Here is a 20,708-nt window from a genome sequence, read left to right as displayed (position 1 = left end):
TGGCAGCAACCGCCTGGAATTTGAAAAAGTGGTTAAATGCTTTTTTTGCCTTCATTTTCTTAGCGATTACCAAGCCATTAGTCGTTATGTTTGATCGCGAAATGAGATTGCATAGCCGGAACTCACCATTTAAAATGCTTCTGCGCATGATTGGCTGATAAAAAATCAATGGGGTTTTCTTTTTTCAGGGGCGACTAATTATGGTGGGCAAATACTACCTCGATAATTATGCTATTGGTATTTTCAACACTATATAATCTTGACAATCATTGCCAAGGTTTGCCATCATTATTCTAGCAATAAGAGGTAAATATTATGGCAACTATGAATATATCTCTCCCTGATCCAATGCGAGATTGGGTAGAACAACAAATCCAAGGCGGTCGTTACTCTAATAATAGCGACTATGTACGAGACCTTATTCGTCGAGATCAGGAGCTGCGTGATAAGACGTTAGCCTTGCAGCAAGCTATCACAAAAGGCTTAGAAAGTGGTTTAGACGGTAAGCTGGATATGGATGAAATAAAGCGACTTGCCCGAGCGCAGGCTCAATTGAATTCTGACTCCTAAATGTTGAATATCTACAAGCTGGCTCTAGCTAAACAAGACTTAATCGATGTGTGGCTATACACATTTAATGAATGGGGTGAAATTCAAGCGGATAAGTATCTTGATGGACTGGAAAGTTCTCTGCGGCTTCTCGCTGAACAGCCTTTAATATGCCGAGAGCGAACTGAATTCGATCCTCCCGTCAGAATTTACCATCATGAGCATCACATGGTAGTTTATTTGGTAGTTGAAAGTGGAATTAATATAATTCGAGTCCTTCATAAGAATATGGATGTTGGACAACAGCTGGAGCAATGACCAGTCTATTTAAGGTGTACTTATCGTGGACAGGCGACTTCAAGATTTATTTAACCAGCAAGCATGTATTGAAGTATGACTGCTAGTGGGGTGAAAACGATCATCCGCTAAAAGCAAATACTTTATAACTTCAGATAACAGAATAATAGTATTGTTGAATTTTATATCAACAGAATTTTCAATAAAATCAATATATTACGTCTGCTTGTCAAGATATTGATATCAAAGATCAAAATTCTGATAACCTGATATCCCACTCTACTAATAGACTCGACCTTAAATAAATTCCTCTCGATAGATTGGCCTTTGCCTACATCGGTGTCGGTACATGGAATAAGCAGGACGCGATAGCTCGCTGGCCAACAGAAAAACAAACAACACCAATAAAACTGAAGGAGTAATCTTATGAGATTTTCAACTAGGCTGACCAGCCTGTTTTCTTCCATCCTTATCGTTTCATTGTTTGCCTGTGGTGGAGGCGGAGGTGGTGAAGAACCACCGCCGGTGAGTAACCAACCACCGACTGCGGATGCGGGAGCGGATCAAACGGTGAATGCTACAGCTACGGTCAGCCTTTCCGGCACGGCTTCCGACTCAGACGGCTCAATCTCTTCAGTTGGCTGGAGTCAGGTAAGCGGAGCTATGCTGGAAATTTCAAATGCCACCACTAACAGCGCCACCGTGACTTTACTAGCCGTTTCAACCGATACGGACTTTGTTTTTCGGTTTACTGCAACTGACGACAACGGCGCAACCGCGAGTGATGAAGTCACCATCACGGCTACCCCAAATCATCAGGCGCTTTTAGGCCCTATCATCGAAGCGCAAGTTTCTTTATATCAGGTGACCGATCTGGAAAACCCTATTTTTTCCACTACAACCAATAATATCGTTGATGATTTAAACCAAGCCGGAAAGTTTAGCCTGGACCTGAATAGCGCCAACGATAGTGATTGGCTGGTGGTAAAAATTGAGGGGGGGCGAGATATTGATGCCGATGATGACGGGACTATCGATTCAATGGCAACACCTAACACTGGTGCAATCTACGCTTTGGCAACCAAAGCTGATTTGAAGGCAGGAACCAAAATAAATCTTCTAACGACACTTGCTTACAAAGCCGTTGAACCAAAGATTAGCGCTGGACAATTAGACACCTTGGCCGATGATATGCAGTGGGCGGTCACTTCCTTGCTAGGTGATGACCTTAATGGTGATAGTGAGCTGAACTACAAAGATCTATTAGCTTTTGTGCCAACCAATGCCGAGCATCTTGCTGTTATTGCAATAGACTACAGCCGATTTTTTGAAACCAATACCAATAACCAATCATTGATCAGCGCGATCCATAATAATCTATCGGCGGAGTTTGATGAGCGAGTTAGTGTGTTATTTCCGGATGGGCTTTCCTCTCCCGAACTGCCCTCAAAACTCATGGCCACACCTACTTTTAACATCCCGGCAAACCGTGGTGGAATAACTGATAATGAGCTAACGGTTTCCAGTCTGTTTTCCGATCAATCCGAAATACTTGATAGTGCAATCCCAACTCTGCTAGCCGCCGATACCGCTGACGGTAAAACTTCATTGCTGGCCTACGCTTTACCGGCAACTCAAGTTGCTAAATTTACCAAATCTCTCAGTAGTAAGCAGTCCTCCAGAATAGCTAAAATGATGACGGCAAATGCCGTAGAAGTTTCACCGCAAAGCACAGCTTTCTCTTTGGTCTATATGACACTAGGACTCACCGAGCAAGTTGAAGACTATGGCCTTGTCGCATCCAGCATTCTTGAGCACTCTAAATTTGCCGAGTTAACTGCTGCTATAAGTAATGCCTATCAAGCCGATCCATTGTTTCTGGAGTCGGTAATCAACTATCCTTATGTTGTAAAACTGACCAAGAGTATTTCGAGTGAAGTACTTAATCAATATTTGGAAAGCCTCGCACCACCTGCACCAAAAAACCACCAAATCAAGAAGTTTGCTACCACAGCAAAAAAGCCCGATCTCGGCCCAGTTACACCAAACGGTCCAACTAATGACTGGTGGGGTCCATGGAGTGATGAGCCTTGGTATTTATATAATCCGCTTGGTTCGGGTGTTGGTGATCCGCCTTATCTGGCGGCAGCTACCGAAACTAATAGTTTGTTAGCTACAGGCAACCCAACCATGATTAACTATGTTGTAGAAATGTATGACTCAAATGGAGAGGTCATTTATTGGAATTTGATTCCTCGAAATAGCACCCTAGTTCAGAAGGCTAAAAATTTGGGGGCTGCTCAGCTGAAGCTCTATTGGGGAAAAGAACTGAGTCAAGAAGTTGAACATGTTCGTTTTTCTAAAAACTGGCTCAATAATGGTTCTCAGAATGGCGCTTGGCTTAACAAAGGATTACATATTTTTCATCTAACCAACGCTGTTGTAAATATTGTAATTGACGCAAGCGCAACAAAGAAAATAGCGACAAAAATAGAAAAGTTGGCCAAGTCAAAAGCAATGGTTGAAACAGCAGCAAATTGTGGAACCTATCTGGTAGATACGATTAAATTTGTTGATGGAGAACTCGGTGATTTCTTGGCAGAGAACGGTTTATCAATCGCAGAAACTGGGTTTAATTCTTGTATAATCCCATTTACTAAACTTGCAGTAGGAAATGCAATTGAAGATTATATCAATAGCCAAATCAAGTCGGTGTTTAAGTCCATAGCTGAGAAAACAAGTCCTTATGGTTGGATCAGTTTGGTTATAGACAGCGCAAATGAACTAGTCCCCCTAGGCTCTTCTCTGATAATCGCTGATGACGTGGAGGGTTATAATATTGACTGGACAAAGGAAATATCTGAAACAGGATTTATCACTCAAACCGATCAAGTTCCTCAACCAGACTCACCACCAATTGCTCTACCAATAGCCAAATTTGGCTTTACCAAAGAAGCAGGTCTGGCAATTGCATTTGACTCGACAGCCTCAACCTTCGATGACTCCGCCACGCCATCCTACGACTGGAACTTCGGCGACGGCTCAACCAGCTCAGACGCCAATCCATCACATACATTTGCAGCAGCAGGTGACTATACCGTGTCCCTTACAGTAGATGATGGGCTCGGAAATACTGCTGATTTTAGTTTGAATATTGAGGTGACCAATGGATTTTCACCGGAAATCACCGATATTCATTGCCAACTTGATGTCAACAATCCTCTGGATGTATATATTGCTATTAAAGGTAAAGATCAAGACAACGACATCAGTCACATAAATTGGTATTTAAGTGCCAGTGACCAAACGCCATTTTTAACAGAAAACTGGATTTCAGTTAATTCTGCCACGCTGACTTATCCTGATGATGGAATTGCTGAATATAGTCCTATGGCTGTGGTTGTTGATGCCGCAGGGAATCAGACAGGGAGAGTTTGTGAAAGTATTGTTTCTAATGGCAGCTCAGATTTGCAGAATGGTTTGTTCGCTTATTTTCCATTCGACGGGAATGCTAACGATGCTAGTGGAAACGGAAATCATGGGACTGAAGTTGGGACTGTTTTATACGGAAGCGGTCATAATAGCGAAAGTTTGGATTTGAGCGGTCAGTATGTTCGAGTAGATGGAACCGGACCATACTTCGATGGTTCGAATGAATTTTCCATTTCTATATGGGTAAAACCTGGGACAAATTCGGCTTACGGTACTTTAATTTCGCAACGGATTATGAGTGGAAACGATAGAAATGTGCAATTTGGAATTTGGAGAAATGCAGACAATGCACCTTACTTGCGAGTCTATGGAATTGACACACAAGGAGTCGATACGAGCGCTTCCGCTTATGCCTCGACCAAACTAACAAATACCTCAAAATGGTACCATACAGCTGGTGTTTACGATGGAAGCAAAGTGAAAATATACGTTGATGGACAACTTGAATCTAGCGTTGACTATTCTGATGAAGTTAGAACCATAGCTGGTGCATACTCCCTTATTGGTTTTAACCCGACAGCACAATATTGGTACGGTAATATTGATGAACTGAAATTATTTGACAGAGCCTTATCCGGAGCGGAAATACGCGATCTTGCAGGATCTATAACGCAATTTGAAGATGATTTTAGTGGAACTTTGGGTGCATGGACAGGGTATGCCGATTCTAATTGGTCTATAGTCAGTGGAGAGCTGCGCGGAGTATATTCTTTAAGTTGCGGAAGTACGACTTGTGCACAAGCGGACCTAATATTGAAAGACGAGTTCCAGCCAGAAGGTGATTGGAGTGCATCTTTCGACTTCATACGCGTTGTTGATTCGTCAATTTCTGATTATTATGCAGCTTGGGCCAGTTTTTCTATACGGGAAAGTCCTAGTAGCAAGTTGAGCTTGTCACTGGGAGGTGCTGGTTCTAATAATTGGGGCGGTATCCAGGATAACTTGAAGGTTTCGATTCAATATTTAAATGGATCTTGGAGTTCAATTGTTAATGACTCAATCACAATGACATGGGATCCTGATGTCTGGCATAAAGCGCGACTAGAGAAATCCGGAAATATTTATTCGCTTTATTTTGACGATATATTTGTTTATCAATTTGTCGATACTTTACTTGATGGGCAAGGAAAAGTAGGGTTGCATACATACGGCACGAAGAGATATGACAATTTCTTGTTGCACTAGACTCGTTTTAACGGGAACTATTACAATCGATATTTCACAGTTAAAGTCGACATTATTGTAAAATCGGTAATTTGAAAATACATGGCGGCTTATGCCGCCTTCTATACAATAAAATCATGTGGGCATTTAGTCTGCGATAAAGGGATATTCATTGTTAGAAATGTTCATATGATTCGTCAAATTGCATTAGTTTTAATTTTTTGGATTTCCTCCGCTAATGCAGAGCCAATCAATTATTCCTATCTGCTTTATACACTTGAAAATGGTCTGTGTTCCACCACGGTAAAAACATTTTTACGAGACAGTCGCGGTATTTTATGGATAGGTTCCGAAGAGGGGCTTTGTCGATGGGATGGTCATACGTTTAATCCGGTGCCTTTAAAGAGTGCAGCAACGTCAAATATTACGATGCCTATGATAAGGGGTATTACAGAATTACCCAACGGTAAATTGCTAATAGCCTTTGGTGCAAAGCAACTGGGAGTGCTCAACCCTGTTTCTGAAAAATTTACTGAAATTGATGTCTCTAAATTTGAATTTTTAGGTATAAGTAAATTCAGTTCTAGAACATTGCCGAACGGTCGTTGGTTCACATTTGGAAAAGAATCTGGTGTATGGTTTTTTGACTATCAATCAATGAAGTTTTACGAATTTGCACCTCAATATTTCTCTGATAAAACAATCATCAATCTAATGATTAATCAGCAGTCGATTTTTATTTCCACCAACAAACACCTATTTCATTTTGATCCTCAAGGTCATTTGTTGAACAAGGTCAGTGCTGATGACCGCTTGCGATTTGAATCTGTCGATGGTGCAGGTAATTTATGGGCGGTGATCAATGCAATGGATTCGCCTGACGGAGTGTCTCGTGTAATCGTCTTTGACCAACAGCTAAAAAAAATATCTGAATTGAAAATCGGTAAAATACCATTTTATATTCGTCCAGCAAAAGACGGAACAATGCTAATGTTGGAAGCTGGTTCCATATCAAGTCTGTCTACTCTTCAGCTGAAAGCAAGGCAGGATGATCAGTGGTTGATTGAAAAAACTCCTATTGAACTATCTATATATTTCGATGAAGACTTGCTGCTAACTGAGGCGGGTAACGATGGTAAACTTATTTTTCGGTCCTTTGATCAGTTAGGGTTCTATAATTCAACCACTGGAAAAATAGATCTATTTCGGTTGCCCTATTCATCTGATCGAGACGCGTTTAGCGCAAATTACTTTGATAGCGATGGCAGTCTTTGGGTCGCCTTGTCTGGTAGGGGAATTCTCAATATTCGTTTCAATCGGCCTTTTCATAAGTATCTGTCAAGTAGCAAGGCTTCTTTCGACTCTCGCAATACAGTTGCGGAAAAGAATATCGGACAGAGCAGTGAAACTGCTAATGTGACTTTTCCCTTATTACCGGCAAATTCTGTGCGTGGATTTTTTAAAGATGATAAGGGCGGGCTTTGGGTCTGCAGTTCTGATAATGGCGTGTATTATCAGAAAAACAAAATGAGCGACTGGGTTGAACTATCGACTGTTCCTTTTCCTCTGCGTGACATTCGAAGAGTGATTGTCGATAACTTAGGGCAACTCTGGCTTGCCAGTAATATTGACGGATTAATAGTCAAACAAACGGCAGCTCCAATATGGAAGAAGATTGCAAATACTTCAACCGATGAGAGTCAATATTTTAATTTTCGAATGCCGATAACCGAAGTTCTGGAGGATGGAGATTATATCTTGGCCGCAGGACGAAGCCTGATGAAAATCAATAAGAAGACCACTCTCACAGTAAAAGCACACGCGTTGCCAAATTCAGCAAGAGCACGTGGATTATTTAAGGATAGTCATGGCAATATTTGGATATCTACCCATGGCGCTGGATTACAGATTTTTGACTCTTTCACTGAAAATTTCGATACATTGACTTCACATGATATCGACAACACCTATTTTTTTTCTGTCACTGAGGACAGATTCGGACAGATGTTTGTCGTCAGCTTTGGTCAAGGTATTTGGGTGTTTAACCGAACAAGAAACTTGATAAAAAAAATAACCATTACGGAAGGACTACTGAGTAATACGGTTTGGTCGGCCATTACCGATCAAACTGGGGATGTTTGGGTTGGAACACCAAAAGGGTTAAATAGAATTAAATCCTGCGATATGGCACTCGCCGACTGTAATCTGGAAATATTCTCTTTTAATGAACATGATGGATTACGCGGAATTGAGTTTGACTCAGAGTCGGCTTATGTTGCGGAAGATGGTGAGCTATTTTTTGGAGGGCTTGGCGGTTTTGTGCGTTTTTACCCTGAAGATGTTTTAATTAACAAGGTCGCACCTCAGATTCATTATTCCTTCGGCACATTAAATGGGATACGGTTACGAAATATTCAAGACCAGCGGCTCAATAATGATCAAACCGGGAATATTAGTCTTATTTTGAACCATTCCGACACCCTGTTGGAACTGAATTTTTATTTGGATGACGTGATTGCCACACCCAAACAGCAATTCAAATATAGAAAACTTGGACAAACTCAGTGGATCGATCTTGGTAATAAACCAAAACTGACTTTCGCTTTGTTAGAACCCGGACGACAAGTCATTGAGGTTCTTGGTGCCAATAGTGATGGCATCTGGTCAGAATCACCGCTGCAGATCACGCTCTATGTAGAGCCTCCCTGGTGGCAAACCGAGTACGCCTACTTCGGCTATGGACTATTTTTACTTTTCTTCATCGCTTTTTATCTAAGGTCCAAACAAAAACGCCTAAAAGCCATCAATTTAGAACTGGAACAAACCGTCAGCCTCCGCACCAAAGAACTGGCCCAAGTCCTCGATGACAAACAAAAGCTTTTCGAAAATTTATCCCATGAATTGCGTACACCTTTAACGCTGATCCTCGGCCCAATCGACAATGTGCTCAAACAAAAGCTACCCGACAATATCAACCAACAAATTAAAGGTGTGAAACATCAGGGCGAAAAGCTGCTTTATTTGGTTGAACAATTACTGGCACTAGCCGAAGTACACGCTCATAACCACAAAACAGAAATTGTCGATATCAAACAACTTACCACCACTGTAGTTGATGGCTTACGAATTCTGGCTGATGAAAATCAGGCAAAAATAGAACTTATCAATATTGAAACCCCGTTGTCCTTCAAGTTAATCCAACACGCGTGGCAAACCATATTAACCAACCTTATCACTAACGCCATAAAACATAGTCCAGATGGTGCTCAAGTGTCGGTTAGCCTAAGCTATAAGGACGACGCCCTAATGTTAGAAGTTAACGATCAAGGCAGCGGTATTGACGAAGATAAAATGGAAAAAATATTCCGGCGCTTTTACAAAATGCCAGGTAATATCAAACAAGGCTCAGGAATTGGTCTGGCGCTAACCAAAGAACTAGTTGAATCTATGCAAGGCAAGATCAATGTAAAATCTGACGGCAGCAAAGGTTGCACATTTATCGTCATATTACCTTTGCAACCGATAGAATCACCCAGCATCACTGAATCCATTAAAGAAAGCTCTCCGTTGCCGTATATAACAATAAATACCACATCAAAAGCGTTAGTATTACTGGTTGAAGACGAACCGGAATTACAAGATTACACCGCCTCATTATTGCGGGAAGAATTTGAAGTCATTACCGCCGACAACGGCAAAGAAGCGTTAGAAAAGCTGCAAGGCAAACTACCGCAACTAATCATTTCCGATGTTATGATGCCTGAGATGGACGGATATGAACTCGCCGCCAAAGTTAAAAATACCCGGGAGTTGCGCCATATTCCATTTATCCTGCTCACTGCTAAAAGCGATCTGCAAAGCCAGAAACGCGGTTATCAAATGAAGGCGGATGACTATATCGGTAAACCTTTCAGCCCGGAAATTTTGTTAATGAAATCAGTTAATCTAGTTGCCTCGTTTAACGCACAGCAGGAATATATCAAGCAACACTTTTATCAACGTAATTTTAAAATCGAAAAAGTTGAAAACAAAGAACTACGATTCATGCAAGAGCTGGATACTGCTCTTAACGACCACTTCGCCGACAGCAAAGTTAAAATAGAAACCATTGCTTCGCAGCTAAATATGGAAAAACGCGCTTTAGCCCGTTACACGGAGAAACTGCTTAGCCAATCACCGGGGCAAGTGTTAAGAGAATTCCGGTTGATGCGCGCAATGGAAATGCTCAAAGCTGGTCATAATGTCACTCAAACCTGCTTTGATTGTGGGTTTAATTCAGTTGCCTACTTTGGAAGTTGTTTCAAGGAGCAATTTGGACAAGTACCTTCTTCAATAGATAGCGATATCAGCGACACAAGATAATGCATTATTGTCGCGAATCGGTATGTAGACGCTACTCCCACACAGAAGGTTGCTGTTGAAAGAGCTATACAGTCCACTTAAGGTATACCTATATCGAACCAGTCTAAACCGGTCTATTTTAAATGTTTACACCACCTATAATAGACCGCTATTATAGAACCACTTATAATAGACTGGTTTCACGCTATTGTCTTCCGAATATCGAGTGTATGGCTATTTACGTGCATCGACTAAAGAGCAAGATGCACTAAGAGCTAAAAAACAGCTGATTAGATTCGCTAATCAATCAGATTTAACTATCGCGTCATTTTTTGTAGAGAATGAAAGCGGTGCAACGCTAAATCGTCCAGAGTTGTTCAGATTATTAGAAATTGCCCAGCCGGATGATATTATCCTGGTCGAACAGATTGATCGCATTTCAAGACTCAATGATAAGGACTGGAGCAAGCTGAAAGGAATAATCAAAACCAAAGAGCTCTGAATCGTTTCGCTTGATTTATCAACAAGTCATCAACTCATGAAGCATAGTGATGAATTCACAAACCGAATGTTATCAGCAATAAATGATTTAATGTTGGATCTGCTAGCAGCCGTAGCTAGAAAAGATTATCAAGATCGTAGGCGAAGACAAAAAGATGGAATTGCTAAAGCCTTATCAAGTGGATTATACAAAGGAAGAAAAGAAGATACTGAATTATCAAAAAAAATCGAGATGTTACTGGTTGACGGTAAATCTTACTCGATGATCCTCCATCTTCTAGGCTGTTCAAGAGGCAAAATTGCAAAAGTTTCGAAAAGATTAAAACGAGAAGAGTAGGAACCTTAAAACAACCTACGCTCCAAAGCCGTTGAACTACGTAGGATGCAGCGATTTAAGCGAAAAATATCGCGTTTATGCACAGAACCCCATATAACGATGATTGAGTAGCGCAGGTAAATATGGGGCAGTAATAAGCGCTAGCATTGGTAGTGCTGGCAAAATATAAACGCCACGCTTTCCAGGACTAGCACTAAAAAAAATCAATACTAATACAATCCAACCAAGCGGCAGGATTATTCGGCCATCGAAATTGGCAATGGCTTTTTTCCATTGCGGAATTAGCCAAGGTAGCAAGACACTGATGGGCAGCCAAAAAAGTTGTCTTGTTCGTTTTTTGCAGGAATAACGACTGAAATTTCAACCATGCTTTCTCCCTAGAGAGTGATACCAAAGACAACTGTTGCTAGATTTGCTTTTAGCAAGTTGAGAAAAACAAGGTGTTAAACAATCAAACCATGACATAATCGTTTGGACTAGGTGTAATCGAAAAATTTACAGAAGCGATACCGACACACGGTAAAACTTTTTCCACTCACAACCTGTTGAGATCGGGACTGAATGGTATTCCACCAGTTATTCATGGCGGTGTGATTCAAACGTTGTTTGCCGAACTCGTGTTTATCTCAAATCTATAAAGAATATTAGCGTTCGTTAATATTACTATTGCAGATGTGAACTAAATGTCACATGGAGAGGATGGTTTGCTCGTAATGTTTAAAAAATCATGGTTGATTCTGTAATTTTCTATTGAGATAGCAATATCGATTTTCCGTTTGTTTAAAAATGATAACAACAATTTATTTTATCTATCTACTAATAGGTTGTTGGTTAAGGTAAAATTCTACTCATTCAAGCATTATCTATCCAGTACTGCCGTGATGGAGCGTGCGAAAGGCTACCATAATGCGCAGTGCAGTTAGAAAGTTCTATTAGATAACTGTTGTTAGTTATTGATTTTAAATAAATAATTTGGAGAAATATTATGTATGATATGGCGAATTTGAATAAATTAGGCCACCTTAAGGAACTTGCACCTGAAGCCATGAAAGGTTTTGAGGCGCTAGATAAAGCCGCTATGGCTGAAGGTGGTGCAATCCCTAAAAAATATAAAGAGTTAATGGCATTAGCTATCGCGTTGACTACTCAGTGCCCTTATTGTCTTGAGGTACATAAAAAAGCGGCTTTGCAAGCGGGAGTGACACCTGAAGAATTAGCTGAAACAGTGTTTATTGCAACCGCGCTAAGAGCTGGAGCGGCTTTAACACATGGTACCCATTTGGTCCCTTAATCGTTAGATTTGAGAGAAGGGTAGCTTAATGACGGAAGGTTATTCGCGTTACTTTCATTAAACGATGAGATGATCAAGTTTCAGTGAGAAATATTAGCTGGGTTTTAGCTAATATCGTGCGAATTTGGTCATCTGATATTTTCAATAGCTCTAGAACATTGTTATTTTTCCGACTTCTCCTTTGCATCCCATTCCTGCTTAATTTGTAGAATTTCCTGCTCAATACCCATAAAGTGTGTCACCAATGCTGGATCGAAATGAGATCTTGAGCCACTTTGAATTTCGGTAAGTGCATCGGTAACTTGCCAGGCTTCTTTATAGGGGCGCTTCATGGTTAGCGCATCAAATACATCGGCAATAGCTACAATACGTGCCGATTCAGGGATGTCCAAACCTGCCAAGCCATCAGGGTAGCCCGAACCATCCCATTTTTCATGAAAGTTTTTGCTGTAAAGTATCAAGAATAATGGGTTTACTGATGTAATCATTCATACCGCTGCTAAGGCATTTTTCTTTATCGCCTTGCAGTGCGTTGGCGGTCATTGCAATAATAATGGCATGTCGCCAATGTTCTCCCGCTTCTCCTTCACGAATTTTTTGGGTTGTTTGGTAGCCATCTAACACCGGCATTTGGCAATCCATTAAAATTAAATCAAAGCGGTCAGCCGATTTTTGTTGCAGTGTTTTGATGGCCTGATAACCATTTGGAGCAATCTCGCATGTATGTCCTAACTCTTCAATCGACCACTTAGCCAGTTTTTGATTAACATAATGATCTTCAACCAGAAGAATTTGAAATTTTTCATTAGCTGACTTTTTTCGAAAAACTTGCTGCTGAGTATACTTTTGTAAATTTTTTAAATAATGCTGGGTAACTAACGGTTTCGCTTGCTCCAGAACTTGACCGCCCGACAATACGACCGAAATTGCATCAAATAAATCACTCATGGAAAAAGGTTTGGGAAAGTAAGCCTTAAACCCGAGCGCAGCGAGCTTTTGGCCATCGCCGCGTGCGCCCATTGAGGTCATCATAATTAAAGAAACTTGCGCTAGTTTAGGGTTCTTACGTAAATGGTTGGCTAAGTCAACACCACTCATTTTGGGCATTTACATATCGAGAAAAGCAATTTTAGGGATATTGTCTTGCTCAATGGCTGCTGTCAGATATTGCAGAGCCGCTTCACCACTGTCTGCCAGTACAACTTCGGCGCCCCATTGTGTTAGTTGTGCCAGCATTACCTCACGATTGGTTGCATTGTCATCAACCACCAGCATTTTGACGCCATACATATCAATACTTGGCAATATTTGTGGTGTCGCATGACTGCTTTGCAGTTTAAGGTGAAAGCTAAATTGACTCCCTTGTCCTTCTTCGCTGGTGACGCTGATATCCCCCCCATTAGTTGACATAACCGGCGGGTAATCGCAAGTCCCAAGCCAGTGCCACCGTAAAGTCTTGTGGTTGAGGCATCTACCTGAGTGAAAGATTTAAATAGTTCCGCCTGTTTATCTTTCGGGATGCCAATGCATTGTTGGCTTAATGTGGTTACACATTCTTCAATGAGGGTTCGCAGATTAAAATCGATAAATTCTAGTTCGAGTTTACCTGCTTCGACTTTGGAAAAATCTAAAATATCATCAATTAATGTGAGCAAAGATTGTGCGCTGGATTGGGCCAATGAGGCGTATTTGTGCTGTTCTTTTTCTAAATTAGTACGTAATAACAGAGCCAACATGCCTGTTACGCCATTCATCGGGGTGCGTATCTCGTGACTCATATTGGCTAAAAACTGTGATTTGGCTTGGTTTGCTTCTTCTGATTTATCGATGGCTTCCTCTAATTCCTGAGTGCGAATTTTTACTTGTTCTTCGAGATTTTCAGCTAATCGAGTAAGCTTTTCATTCGCTTCATACAGCTCACGACTTTTTTCCTCGAGCAGTTTTTCTGCTTCCTTCTGGGCTGCGCGTTCTCGTTGCCAACGGTTATTGCTGACGGTATCCGTCATTTTAGATAGCTTCGCGAGTTAAGATAAATCTTTCGTTATTACCCTTACCGCCAGACAAATCTTCGCGAACCAGTTTAATGTTGTTCTGATAATATTCGATAGCACCCTCAATCAAACCTGCTGCCAGGTCAGCAAATGGTCGAAAAGATGAATAGGTCATTATCAATGTGTTGGCGTCTGGCTGCTCAACATCAAAAGTGGGGAGTTCCGCGTCAGGATAGAGCTTTCTTACTTCAACATGTACATGGTTTTCGATGGTTTGTAAAAATGCAAAAGTGTCGTTAATTTCAGCGAAGAAACCTGGATAAAGCTTGCTAAATCGGGAAGTTAAGTGTTTGCCAAAAGTCTGTAAGAGTACCGGCACGGGCACTTGTGATGCTCACTTAAACGAGTAACAAGTTGTACCATTTCACCGTGATCATAAGTCGAAACCGAAGTATAACTGCCGCCTGACGGCAAGTTGGACTCTTCGATAATTTGATCGGCCAATTCGAGAGAAAATTTTTCTTCGACTAATTCAATAAACTCCGCAAAAACAATACCCTTCATTTTTACCTCATTTTATGCTTTTGTGCTTTGGTACAATATTAGCTCAAAATTGCTAAAACGTTGGGTTTTGTGGGGGAATTATTTTATGTCGATTATCGCGAAAGCTGCTAGTGATAAGCTATGTACTGTGGGGAATAATGGCCATGTTTATTGCACCTGATATTTCGGGGTGAGAACTTGGAGGAATTGGCAAAGCTAATTGAAAGAGACTAACTTATTGCGTTTTTTGATGTGAAATAGACGATAGCCTCTATTGTTGTTTCTAAATAAGCGAATATAAAAAAGCATAACTGATATTATTTTACCAATGAATTAAAGTATTTTGGTTAATCATCATTGATTAAATTGAATGGGTCGAAAGACCTATTCTATGGGTAATTTTTATGGCGTAGTATGCTCATGGATAACTATGCTCATGGATAACTATGCTCATGGATAACTATGCCCATAGCTAATGTTGTATGTTGATGGTTAACCACTCGCAATGATTCAAATATTTACTCAGTTGAGTTATTAAAAAAGCGCCAGTAAATTGTTAATGTAAAATTCACATAAAATATTTTCGGTGTTTGTTCAATACTTTTAATACTAACTAGTCGGATAAATGAAGAGCAGGTTAATGAATTTTAGAAAGTATTATTTTGTTGATACGATACAGTCAGCAATGATTAGTGTTAAAGGTATTTATTCTTAAATTAATTGTTTATGTTGGTTACGAGTATTAATATTAAATATATAAAATAAACGCTAATAAAAATTAGTGTTATGATTGAAATAGTTGCGTATAAAAATAGAATGGCTAACTACATGACATCGCATGAGTCATTCATTCATACAGAGAAAATAAATTTAGACAGGTTATGCTTTTTAAAAGCTATTTAAAAAATACCAATGGGCGCGACTTTATTTGTGCCGATATCCACGGGCATTTTTCATTATTGGAAAGTCAGCTTAAAGGGATAGGATTTGATGTTGCAACCGATCGTTTATTTTGCCTGGGCGATTTGATTGACCGCGGCCTAGAAAGTCGCTTGGCACTTGATTATCTGGCTAAACCTTGGTTTTACTCTGTACAAGGCAATCATGAACGTATGTTGATGAATGTTTACCAAGATCCGTCATCATCATTAAGTACACAGTGGTACTATTGGGGAGGTGACTGGGCGAAACACTTTTCTCAATCGCAATTAGGTACATATGCCAGTGTATTTAATCAATTACCCGTTGCAATTGAACTTGAATTAGCGAATGGCCAAAAGGTAGGATTAGTGCATGCTGAACTGCCTGATATTTGTGATTGGAATATCGTTCGCCAGAAGTTAAGAACATTACCGTCCCATCATGCTGAAACCGATCATATGGTAAGTGATATGTTGTGGTTAAAACAACAAGCATATTATTTTGGTGAAAATCTCTCGCTAGTTAAATCGGTAAAAAATATTGACCACGTATTTCACGGCCATACTATCATGCCAGAGTATTTACAAATTGCTAATCGGACTTTTATGGATTTAGGGCCATATAAAACAGGCAGAATTGGTTTGATTGAACCGCTCGAATATTTGCAACAAATTAGTTGATTTTTATTTTACTTTTTTAGGTACAATTCGAGCCGCCTTAATGTCACCCAATCAATTTAACGTCCAGGAATTTATTGGTCAGTTATATTGGATCATTTAAACCATTTAACAAGATTGATTATCTCACCGCTAAATTGCAAAATAAATAATAACGTTTAAACCGCAATCGATAAAAATAAAAATCTAATACAAATCAATCTCTTTGATCATCATCATCTTTATGGTTCAACGAACCTTATATGATTGAGCAAAATGATGCTATTTTATTAGCTAAAATCTGCTTAACTCATCAAATCGATTTTAACGCGTATGAATCAATTACCTGTGTTCGAACCAGATGCTTTATTTTTGCTATCAATTGGCTTTATTTTGCTGTCTGGGCTGATTATATCTACTGTCGGTCGGCAGACCTTTCTGCCTCGAGTGACACTTTTACTCATTTTTGGAGTCATGATTGGCAAAGATGGTTTGGATATTGTGCCATCAATTATCAGTGATAAATTTGAATTAGTGACTGATATGGCGCTTTTGATGATTGGTTTTTTACTCGGTGGTAAATTAACCAAGGAGTCTTTAGGGAGTATTTTGCAGTCGGCTTTTTGGATTTCTGTGAGTGCGGCTGTGCTTACGACAATTGTCGTGTCACTTGGATTATTATTGTTAAATATACCGATTCCATTGGCGATCATGCTAGGTTGTCTTGCTGCTGCCACCGATCCTGCGGCTATACTTGATGTTATCGAAGAGTCGGGTTATGAAGGACGTTTTAAAAATTTACTGATTTCAATTGTCGCGCTTGATGATGCCTGGGCATTGATTTTATTTGGTATTGGGGTAGCGGTCGTCAGCTCACTTACACACGGAGTGACTGACAGCTCGGCACTCATTGTTGTTTTAAAAGATATTGGCGGCGCAGTTATGCTCGGTCTTTGCATCGGCTTTCCTGCCGCATACTTCACTGGCAGATTAAAACCGGGACAGCCAATATTGACTGAGGCCTTAGGTATTGTTTTTGTTTGTGGTGGGCTTGCTTTGTGGCTGGATGTATCATTTTTGATTGCGGCGATGGTGTTGGGCGCAGTGGTTGCCAACTTTGCCACTCACCATGAGTACCCTTTTCATGCAATTGAAGGTATCGAATGGCCTTTTATGGTGATCTTTTTTGTGCTGGCCGGTGCAGAGCTTGATTTATCAATGCTGGCTAAAATTGGCGTTATTGGTTTTGCGTATTTGTTGTTAAGAAGTTTTGGCAAAGTTATAGGTGGAACATTGGGGGGGGGGTATAGCGGGGTTGATAAGAGTGTGAAAAAATGGATGGGGGTGGCTTTATTACCACAGGCAGGTGTTGCTATTGGTATGGCATTGGTGGCGGCTAATTATTTTCCAGAACATCGTCAGCTTCTTTTATCTGTCGCCATTAGTTCGACCGTAATTTTTGAGATTATAGGGCCAGTATTTACGCGTATATCATTAACCAAAATGAATCACCAGGGTTATCAAAAAAACCAGCAACATTATTAACTTTTTTAATTTCAAAAAGGCAAAAGTATCAGGCAAATTGCCTGATACTTTTATTTCAACGTTATTGCTGGTAACGATAAGTTAACGAATAACTTGTTGCTTTATTAGTGTAGTTTCTCAGTTCCAGCCGAAAGGTGTCAGCCTTGTTTTGAGTATTGAAGGTTAATATTTCTGGATTTTCTAAGCTAAAAGACTGAGCAACGATGTCATTCGCCGAGTTGTATAAGTACCAATCTAAATCGCTTTTCACCCCATTAAAATTAACCGATGCGTAAATAGTGCCACCCGATGCGGAAAAATCGAAAAATTTTGATGCATTAGGATCCAAACTGCCTTGATCATTTTGGGTCATATTGCTTACCGGTACTTCGGGACATAAATTATGAGTGACTGGCACAACGCCGTGGTTATAGTCGGCAATTGCCAACATCTCCGGACAACCATCCTGGTTCAAATCGCCCAGCGCCAGTCCTTCAGGATCGTAATGGCTGGCATAAGGAATAGAAATACGAATTTCTGTACCATATCCGGCTGCACTGTTTAAATAAACACCGAGTGTATTCCAGCCACCATGAAGTACGACAATATCTTCATATCCGTCGCTGTTTAAATCGGCTATCTTTAATGTTTCGGGAATATCATAAGTTGGCAGTTGAGTGGGTCCATCAAGTTCACCTTGGGCATTTTGTGTATAAACCCATAAGTGTGTTGGGGAGTTACGGCCTCGACTGAGCACAATATCATCGCGGCCATCACCATTAATATCACCAATATCTAAACCCCGTGTAGTTTCAGAGCTACCGACAAAGTAAGTTTGTGGTGCCAGCAATTGGTTGATCCCATCATGTAAATGAACTGAAAAATTCGGTGTCGAATAAGATTGCCCCGACATAACAACTAAATCATTGAATCCATCGGAATTTAAATCACCAATTGCCTGATCATTATATCCACTAGCGTTAGTTGCTAATTGGCTAACTGCTGAAATTTGCCCCATGCCATTTCCATAAAACTGATTGGCAGGTGCACGCCAAGGCAGACCAATAAGATCGAGGTTACCATCTTGATCAATATCCAGTGTACTGAGCGTATCTGCGGCGCTTGAAGTTACCAATTGTTTACTATATTCGCTCGCAGAAATATGATTAATAATCGTCAGTCCCGTGCTATGACCAACGATAATTTCCTCCTTACCATCGCCATTGAGATCGGACACTTCAAGACCATTGCGGTTGGCGCGGGCACCATAAGCAACTTTTTCTGGTTCACCAAGACCAGTTTCATCTGGATGAAAAATAAATACAGAATAATCATTTTCTGCATCAAAATAATAGTCACTGATTGCAATTAACTCGATGTCGCCATCGCCGTCAATATCGCCAAAATCGACAGCCCCTATTGATGTTTTGCCAGGTTTGTAGGCCGTACCAACAAAAAACTGTGATGACTGAGCAGAGAGATTAGTAAAGAGTTTGGATTGTTGAAAGTCACTGGCTAATCGACTAGTGTCGCTTATTTGGCGACCATAAATATCGGTTGTATATGTATTGTTTGGTGTTGAATTTCCGTTTGCTTGCGCGCTGGTTAATTGGTTGTCTGAAATGGCATGAGCCTGGGTTAACGTACTGAAGATAGCAATAGCGATGAGACGCTTTGAATATTTCATTCGAGTTCCTCTTGAAATAGTATTGAAAGCCAACAACATTTTTTTGTCGGTATGAAACTAACAAAAATTGATAAGCCACTGACTTGCTTATCTGATAAAGATAATACTGGGTAGCAGTCTCATATCTTGAGACATCAAATCAATAAAAGATTGAATTAGGAATATTTCAACAAGGTGCTTGAGTGACCAGAGTTAACTAATTAATTTTTAACTGAATTTATTCAGTTTTATGAAGAATAAATACTTGCCAATAAAAAAAACAAATATTGACAGTGTTAAATATTCACATCAATAATGGGGTGATTCAACCGCATTAGAATTTTGATATGATTAGTGAACAAATCATCAGTTTAATAACCTTTGCTTCCATTGCTTCGGTAACTCCCGGACCAAATAATATTATGCTAATGTCATCTGGCATGTTATTTGGTTTACGCAAAACCTTACCTCACATTTTAGGTGTTGTTTTAGGATTTTCTTCAATGCTAACGGCGGCTGTTTTTGGTATTGCACAGTTATTATTTGTGGTACCCGGTCTTATTTGGGGAATTAAGCTCTTAGGGGTGTGTTGGTTGATTTGGTTATCGCTTCAATATTTTAAAGCGGCAATGGCATCAACTGACGATAATAACACTGAGAGCAAAAAGATGCGTAGTCGACCTTTTTTGTTTATTGAAGCATTTGCTTTTCAATGGGCTAATCCTAAAGGGATTTTGGCGGCAATTTCTTGCGCTGGTGCATTTGTATCCGTATCGAATCAAGCGAGTGAGCGTGCGCTTATTATCGTTAGTGTCTTTTTAATTGTTGGCATTATGACCTGTTTTTTATGGACAATGGTTGGTAATGTGTTAATGCAATTTATGGCAAAAGGTCCATATGTTAAATTGCTTAATATTTGTATGGGTATTTTAATTTTGTTGACAGCTGCTGGTGTAGTATTGTTAGTTTAAATAATTATAATAAATCTAAAGAATAACTCATTTATAACCGTGCAATTTGTTCAAGTTTGAGTAAAATAGTCAACTATTCTAAAAACCCTTTTTATTTAGAATTGCCTTTGCGCGACGAGGAAAAATCATGAAATTGAAATTAACATTAATTTTAGCTGCTGCAGCCGTTATTGGCGGTCCGGTTAGCGCGGCTGATATTGAAGCTGGTAAGAAAAAAGCAGCAGTATGTGCTGCGTGTCACGGCCAAGATGGAATTAGCATGATTCCAAACTACCCTAATTTAAAAGGCCAAAAAGCTGCTTATACTGAAAAGCAACTTTTTGCATTTAAAGACAAGAAACGTAATGATCCCATTATGGCTGCACAAGCGGCTGCATTATCGGATGACGATATTAAAAACCTAGCTGCTTATTATGAGAGTTTAGGTAAAAAATAAAACGGAATATTTGTTAAACTGTTTTTCA

General features: G+C 40.0%; 17 protein-coding genes and 1 pseudogene. 11 read left to right on the top strand and 7 right to left on the bottom strand.

All coding sequences use genetic code 11. From position 1 onward, the window contains the following. Window positions 1-315: 315 nt before the first annotated feature. From ABVT42_RS13345 to ABVT42_RS13320, 6 genes are all read left to right on the top strand, one after another. On the top strand, window positions 316-570 hold the full coding sequence (locus ABVT42_RS13345) for a type II toxin-antitoxin system ParD family antitoxin (RefSeq protein WP_353896317.1): 255 nt from the start codon (window positions 316-318) through the stop codon (window positions 568-570). Continuing rightward, window positions 571-867 (top strand): type II toxin-antitoxin system RelE/ParE family toxin, encoded by a 297-nt coding sequence (locus tag ABVT42_RS13340; RefSeq protein ID WP_353896316.1) that lies wholly within the window; start codon window positions 571-573, stop codon window positions 865-867. It begins immediately after the preceding gene. A 405-nt stretch (window positions 868-1,272) separates the two neighbouring features. Then, a complete protein-coding gene (locus ABVT42_RS13335) occupies window positions 1,273-5,523 on the top strand; it encodes a LamG-like jellyroll fold domain-containing protein (protein ID WP_353896315.1) in 4,251 nt (1,416 codons plus the stop codon). Between the two features lie 81 nt (window positions 5,524-5,604). After that, entirely contained in the window at window positions 5,605-9,864 is a 4,260-nt protein-coding gene (locus ABVT42_RS13330) for a hybrid sensor histidine kinase/response regulator transcription factor (protein ID WP_353896314.1), read from the top strand. Between the two features lie 187 nt (window positions 9,865-10,051). Beyond that, the gene (locus tag ABVT42_RS13325; protein WP_353896313.1) at window positions 10,052-10,345 is read left to right on the top strand and encodes a recombinase family protein; all 294 of its coding nucleotides are present in this window, start codon (window positions 10,052-10,054) and stop codon (window positions 10,343-10,345) included. Between the two features lie 36 nt (window positions 10,346-10,381). Continuing rightward, a complete protein-coding gene (locus tag ABVT42_RS13320) occupies window positions 10,382-10,681 on the top strand; it encodes a hypothetical protein (RefSeq protein WP_353896312.1) in 300 nt (99 codons plus the stop codon). A gap of 75 nt (window positions 10,682-10,756) precedes the next feature. Here ABVT42_RS13320 and ABVT42_RS13315 read toward each other — a convergent pair whose 3' ends face one another. Beyond that, window positions 10,757-10,978, bottom strand: a complete 222-nt coding sequence (locus ABVT42_RS13315; RefSeq protein ID WP_353896311.1) for a hypothetical protein — start codon at window positions 10,976-10,978, stop codon at window positions 10,757-10,759. A gap of 688 nt (window positions 10,979-11,666) precedes the next feature. On the opposite strand from ABVT42_RS13315, the gene ABVT42_RS13310 reads away from it, so the two are divergent. After that, entirely contained in the window at window positions 11,667-11,972 is a 306-nt protein-coding gene (locus ABVT42_RS13310) for a carboxymuconolactone decarboxylase family protein (protein WP_353896310.1), read from the top strand. 161 nt (window positions 11,973-12,133) lie between these two features. On the opposite strand, the gene ABVT42_RS13305 is transcribed toward ABVT42_RS13310, so the two are convergent. From ABVT42_RS13305 to ABVT42_RS13285, 5 genes and pseudogenes are all read right to left on the bottom strand, one after another. Then, the gene (locus ABVT42_RS13305; protein WP_353896309.1) at window positions 12,134-12,460 is read right to left on the bottom strand and encodes an HD-GYP domain-containing protein; all 327 of its coding nucleotides are present in this window, start codon (window positions 12,458-12,460) and stop codon (window positions 12,134-12,136) included. After that, window positions 12,405-13,079: a response regulator gene (locus tag ABVT42_RS13300; protein ID WP_353896308.1), complete on the bottom strand. Its 675-nt coding sequence runs from the start codon at window positions 13,077-13,079 to the stop codon at window positions 12,405-12,407. The genes ABVT42_RS13305 and ABVT42_RS13300 overlap by 56 nt, the downstream gene beginning before the upstream one ends. Beyond that, window positions 13,080-13,247, bottom strand: coding sequence for a hypothetical protein (locus tag ABVT42_RS13295; RefSeq protein ID WP_353896307.1), 168 nt, complete (start codon window positions 13,245-13,247; stop codon window positions 13,080-13,082). It abuts the gene before it with no gap. Continuing rightward, the gene (locus ABVT42_RS13290) at window positions 13,208-13,978 is read right to left on the bottom strand and encodes a histidine kinase dimerization/phospho-acceptor domain-containing protein (protein WP_353896306.1); all 771 of its coding nucleotides are present in this window, start codon (window positions 13,976-13,978) and stop codon (window positions 13,208-13,210) included. The genes ABVT42_RS13295 and ABVT42_RS13290 overlap by 40 nt, the downstream gene beginning before the upstream one ends. Window position 13,979: 1 nt before the next feature. After that, window positions 13,980-14,527 (bottom strand): annotated as a pseudogene (locus tag ABVT42_RS13285) (heme NO-binding domain-containing protein). Window positions 14,528-15,387: 860 nt separating this feature from the next. Here ABVT42_RS13285 and ABVT42_RS13280 point away from each other — a divergent pair. Then, the gene (locus ABVT42_RS13280; protein WP_353896305.1) at window positions 15,388-16,107 is read left to right on the top strand and encodes a metallophosphoesterase; all 720 of its coding nucleotides are present in this window, start codon (window positions 15,388-15,390) and stop codon (window positions 16,105-16,107) included. Window positions 16,108-16,416: 309 nt separating this feature from the next. Continuing rightward, complete coding sequence (locus ABVT42_RS13275) at window positions 16,417-17,628, top strand: cation:proton antiporter (RefSeq protein ID WP_353896304.1); 1,212 nt, start codon at window positions 16,417-16,419, stop codon at window positions 17,626-17,628. A gap of 61 nt (window positions 17,629-17,689) precedes the next feature. On the opposite strand, the gene ABVT42_RS13270 is transcribed toward ABVT42_RS13275, so the two are convergent. Then, window positions 17,690-19,294: an FG-GAP repeat domain-containing protein gene (locus tag ABVT42_RS13270; RefSeq protein ID WP_353896303.1), complete on the bottom strand. Its 1,605-nt coding sequence runs from the start codon at window positions 19,292-19,294 to the stop codon at window positions 17,690-17,692. Window positions 19,295-19,620: 326 nt separating this feature from the next. Here ABVT42_RS13270 and ABVT42_RS13265 point away from each other — a divergent pair, with 326 nt between their 5' ends. Both ABVT42_RS13265 and ABVT42_RS13260 read left to right on the top strand, forming a co-directional pair. Beyond that, a complete protein-coding gene (locus ABVT42_RS13265) occupies window positions 19,621-20,244 on the top strand; it encodes a LysE family translocator (RefSeq protein ID WP_353896302.1) in 624 nt (207 codons plus the stop codon). A gap of 127 nt (window positions 20,245-20,371) precedes the next feature. Beyond that, entirely contained in the window at window positions 20,372-20,680 is a 309-nt protein-coding gene (locus tag ABVT42_RS13260) for a c-type cytochrome (RefSeq protein WP_353896301.1), read from the top strand. Window positions 20,681-20,708: the final 28 nt, after the last annotated feature.

Source organism: Aliikangiella maris, assembly GCF_040719265.1.
Classification (GTDB): Bacteria; Pseudomonadota; Gammaproteobacteria; order Enterobacterales; family Kangiellaceae; genus Aliikangiella; species Aliikangiella maris.
The sequence above is the reverse complement of the archived record's forward strand: the minus strand, read 5'-3'. Positions and strand labels throughout refer to the sequence as shown.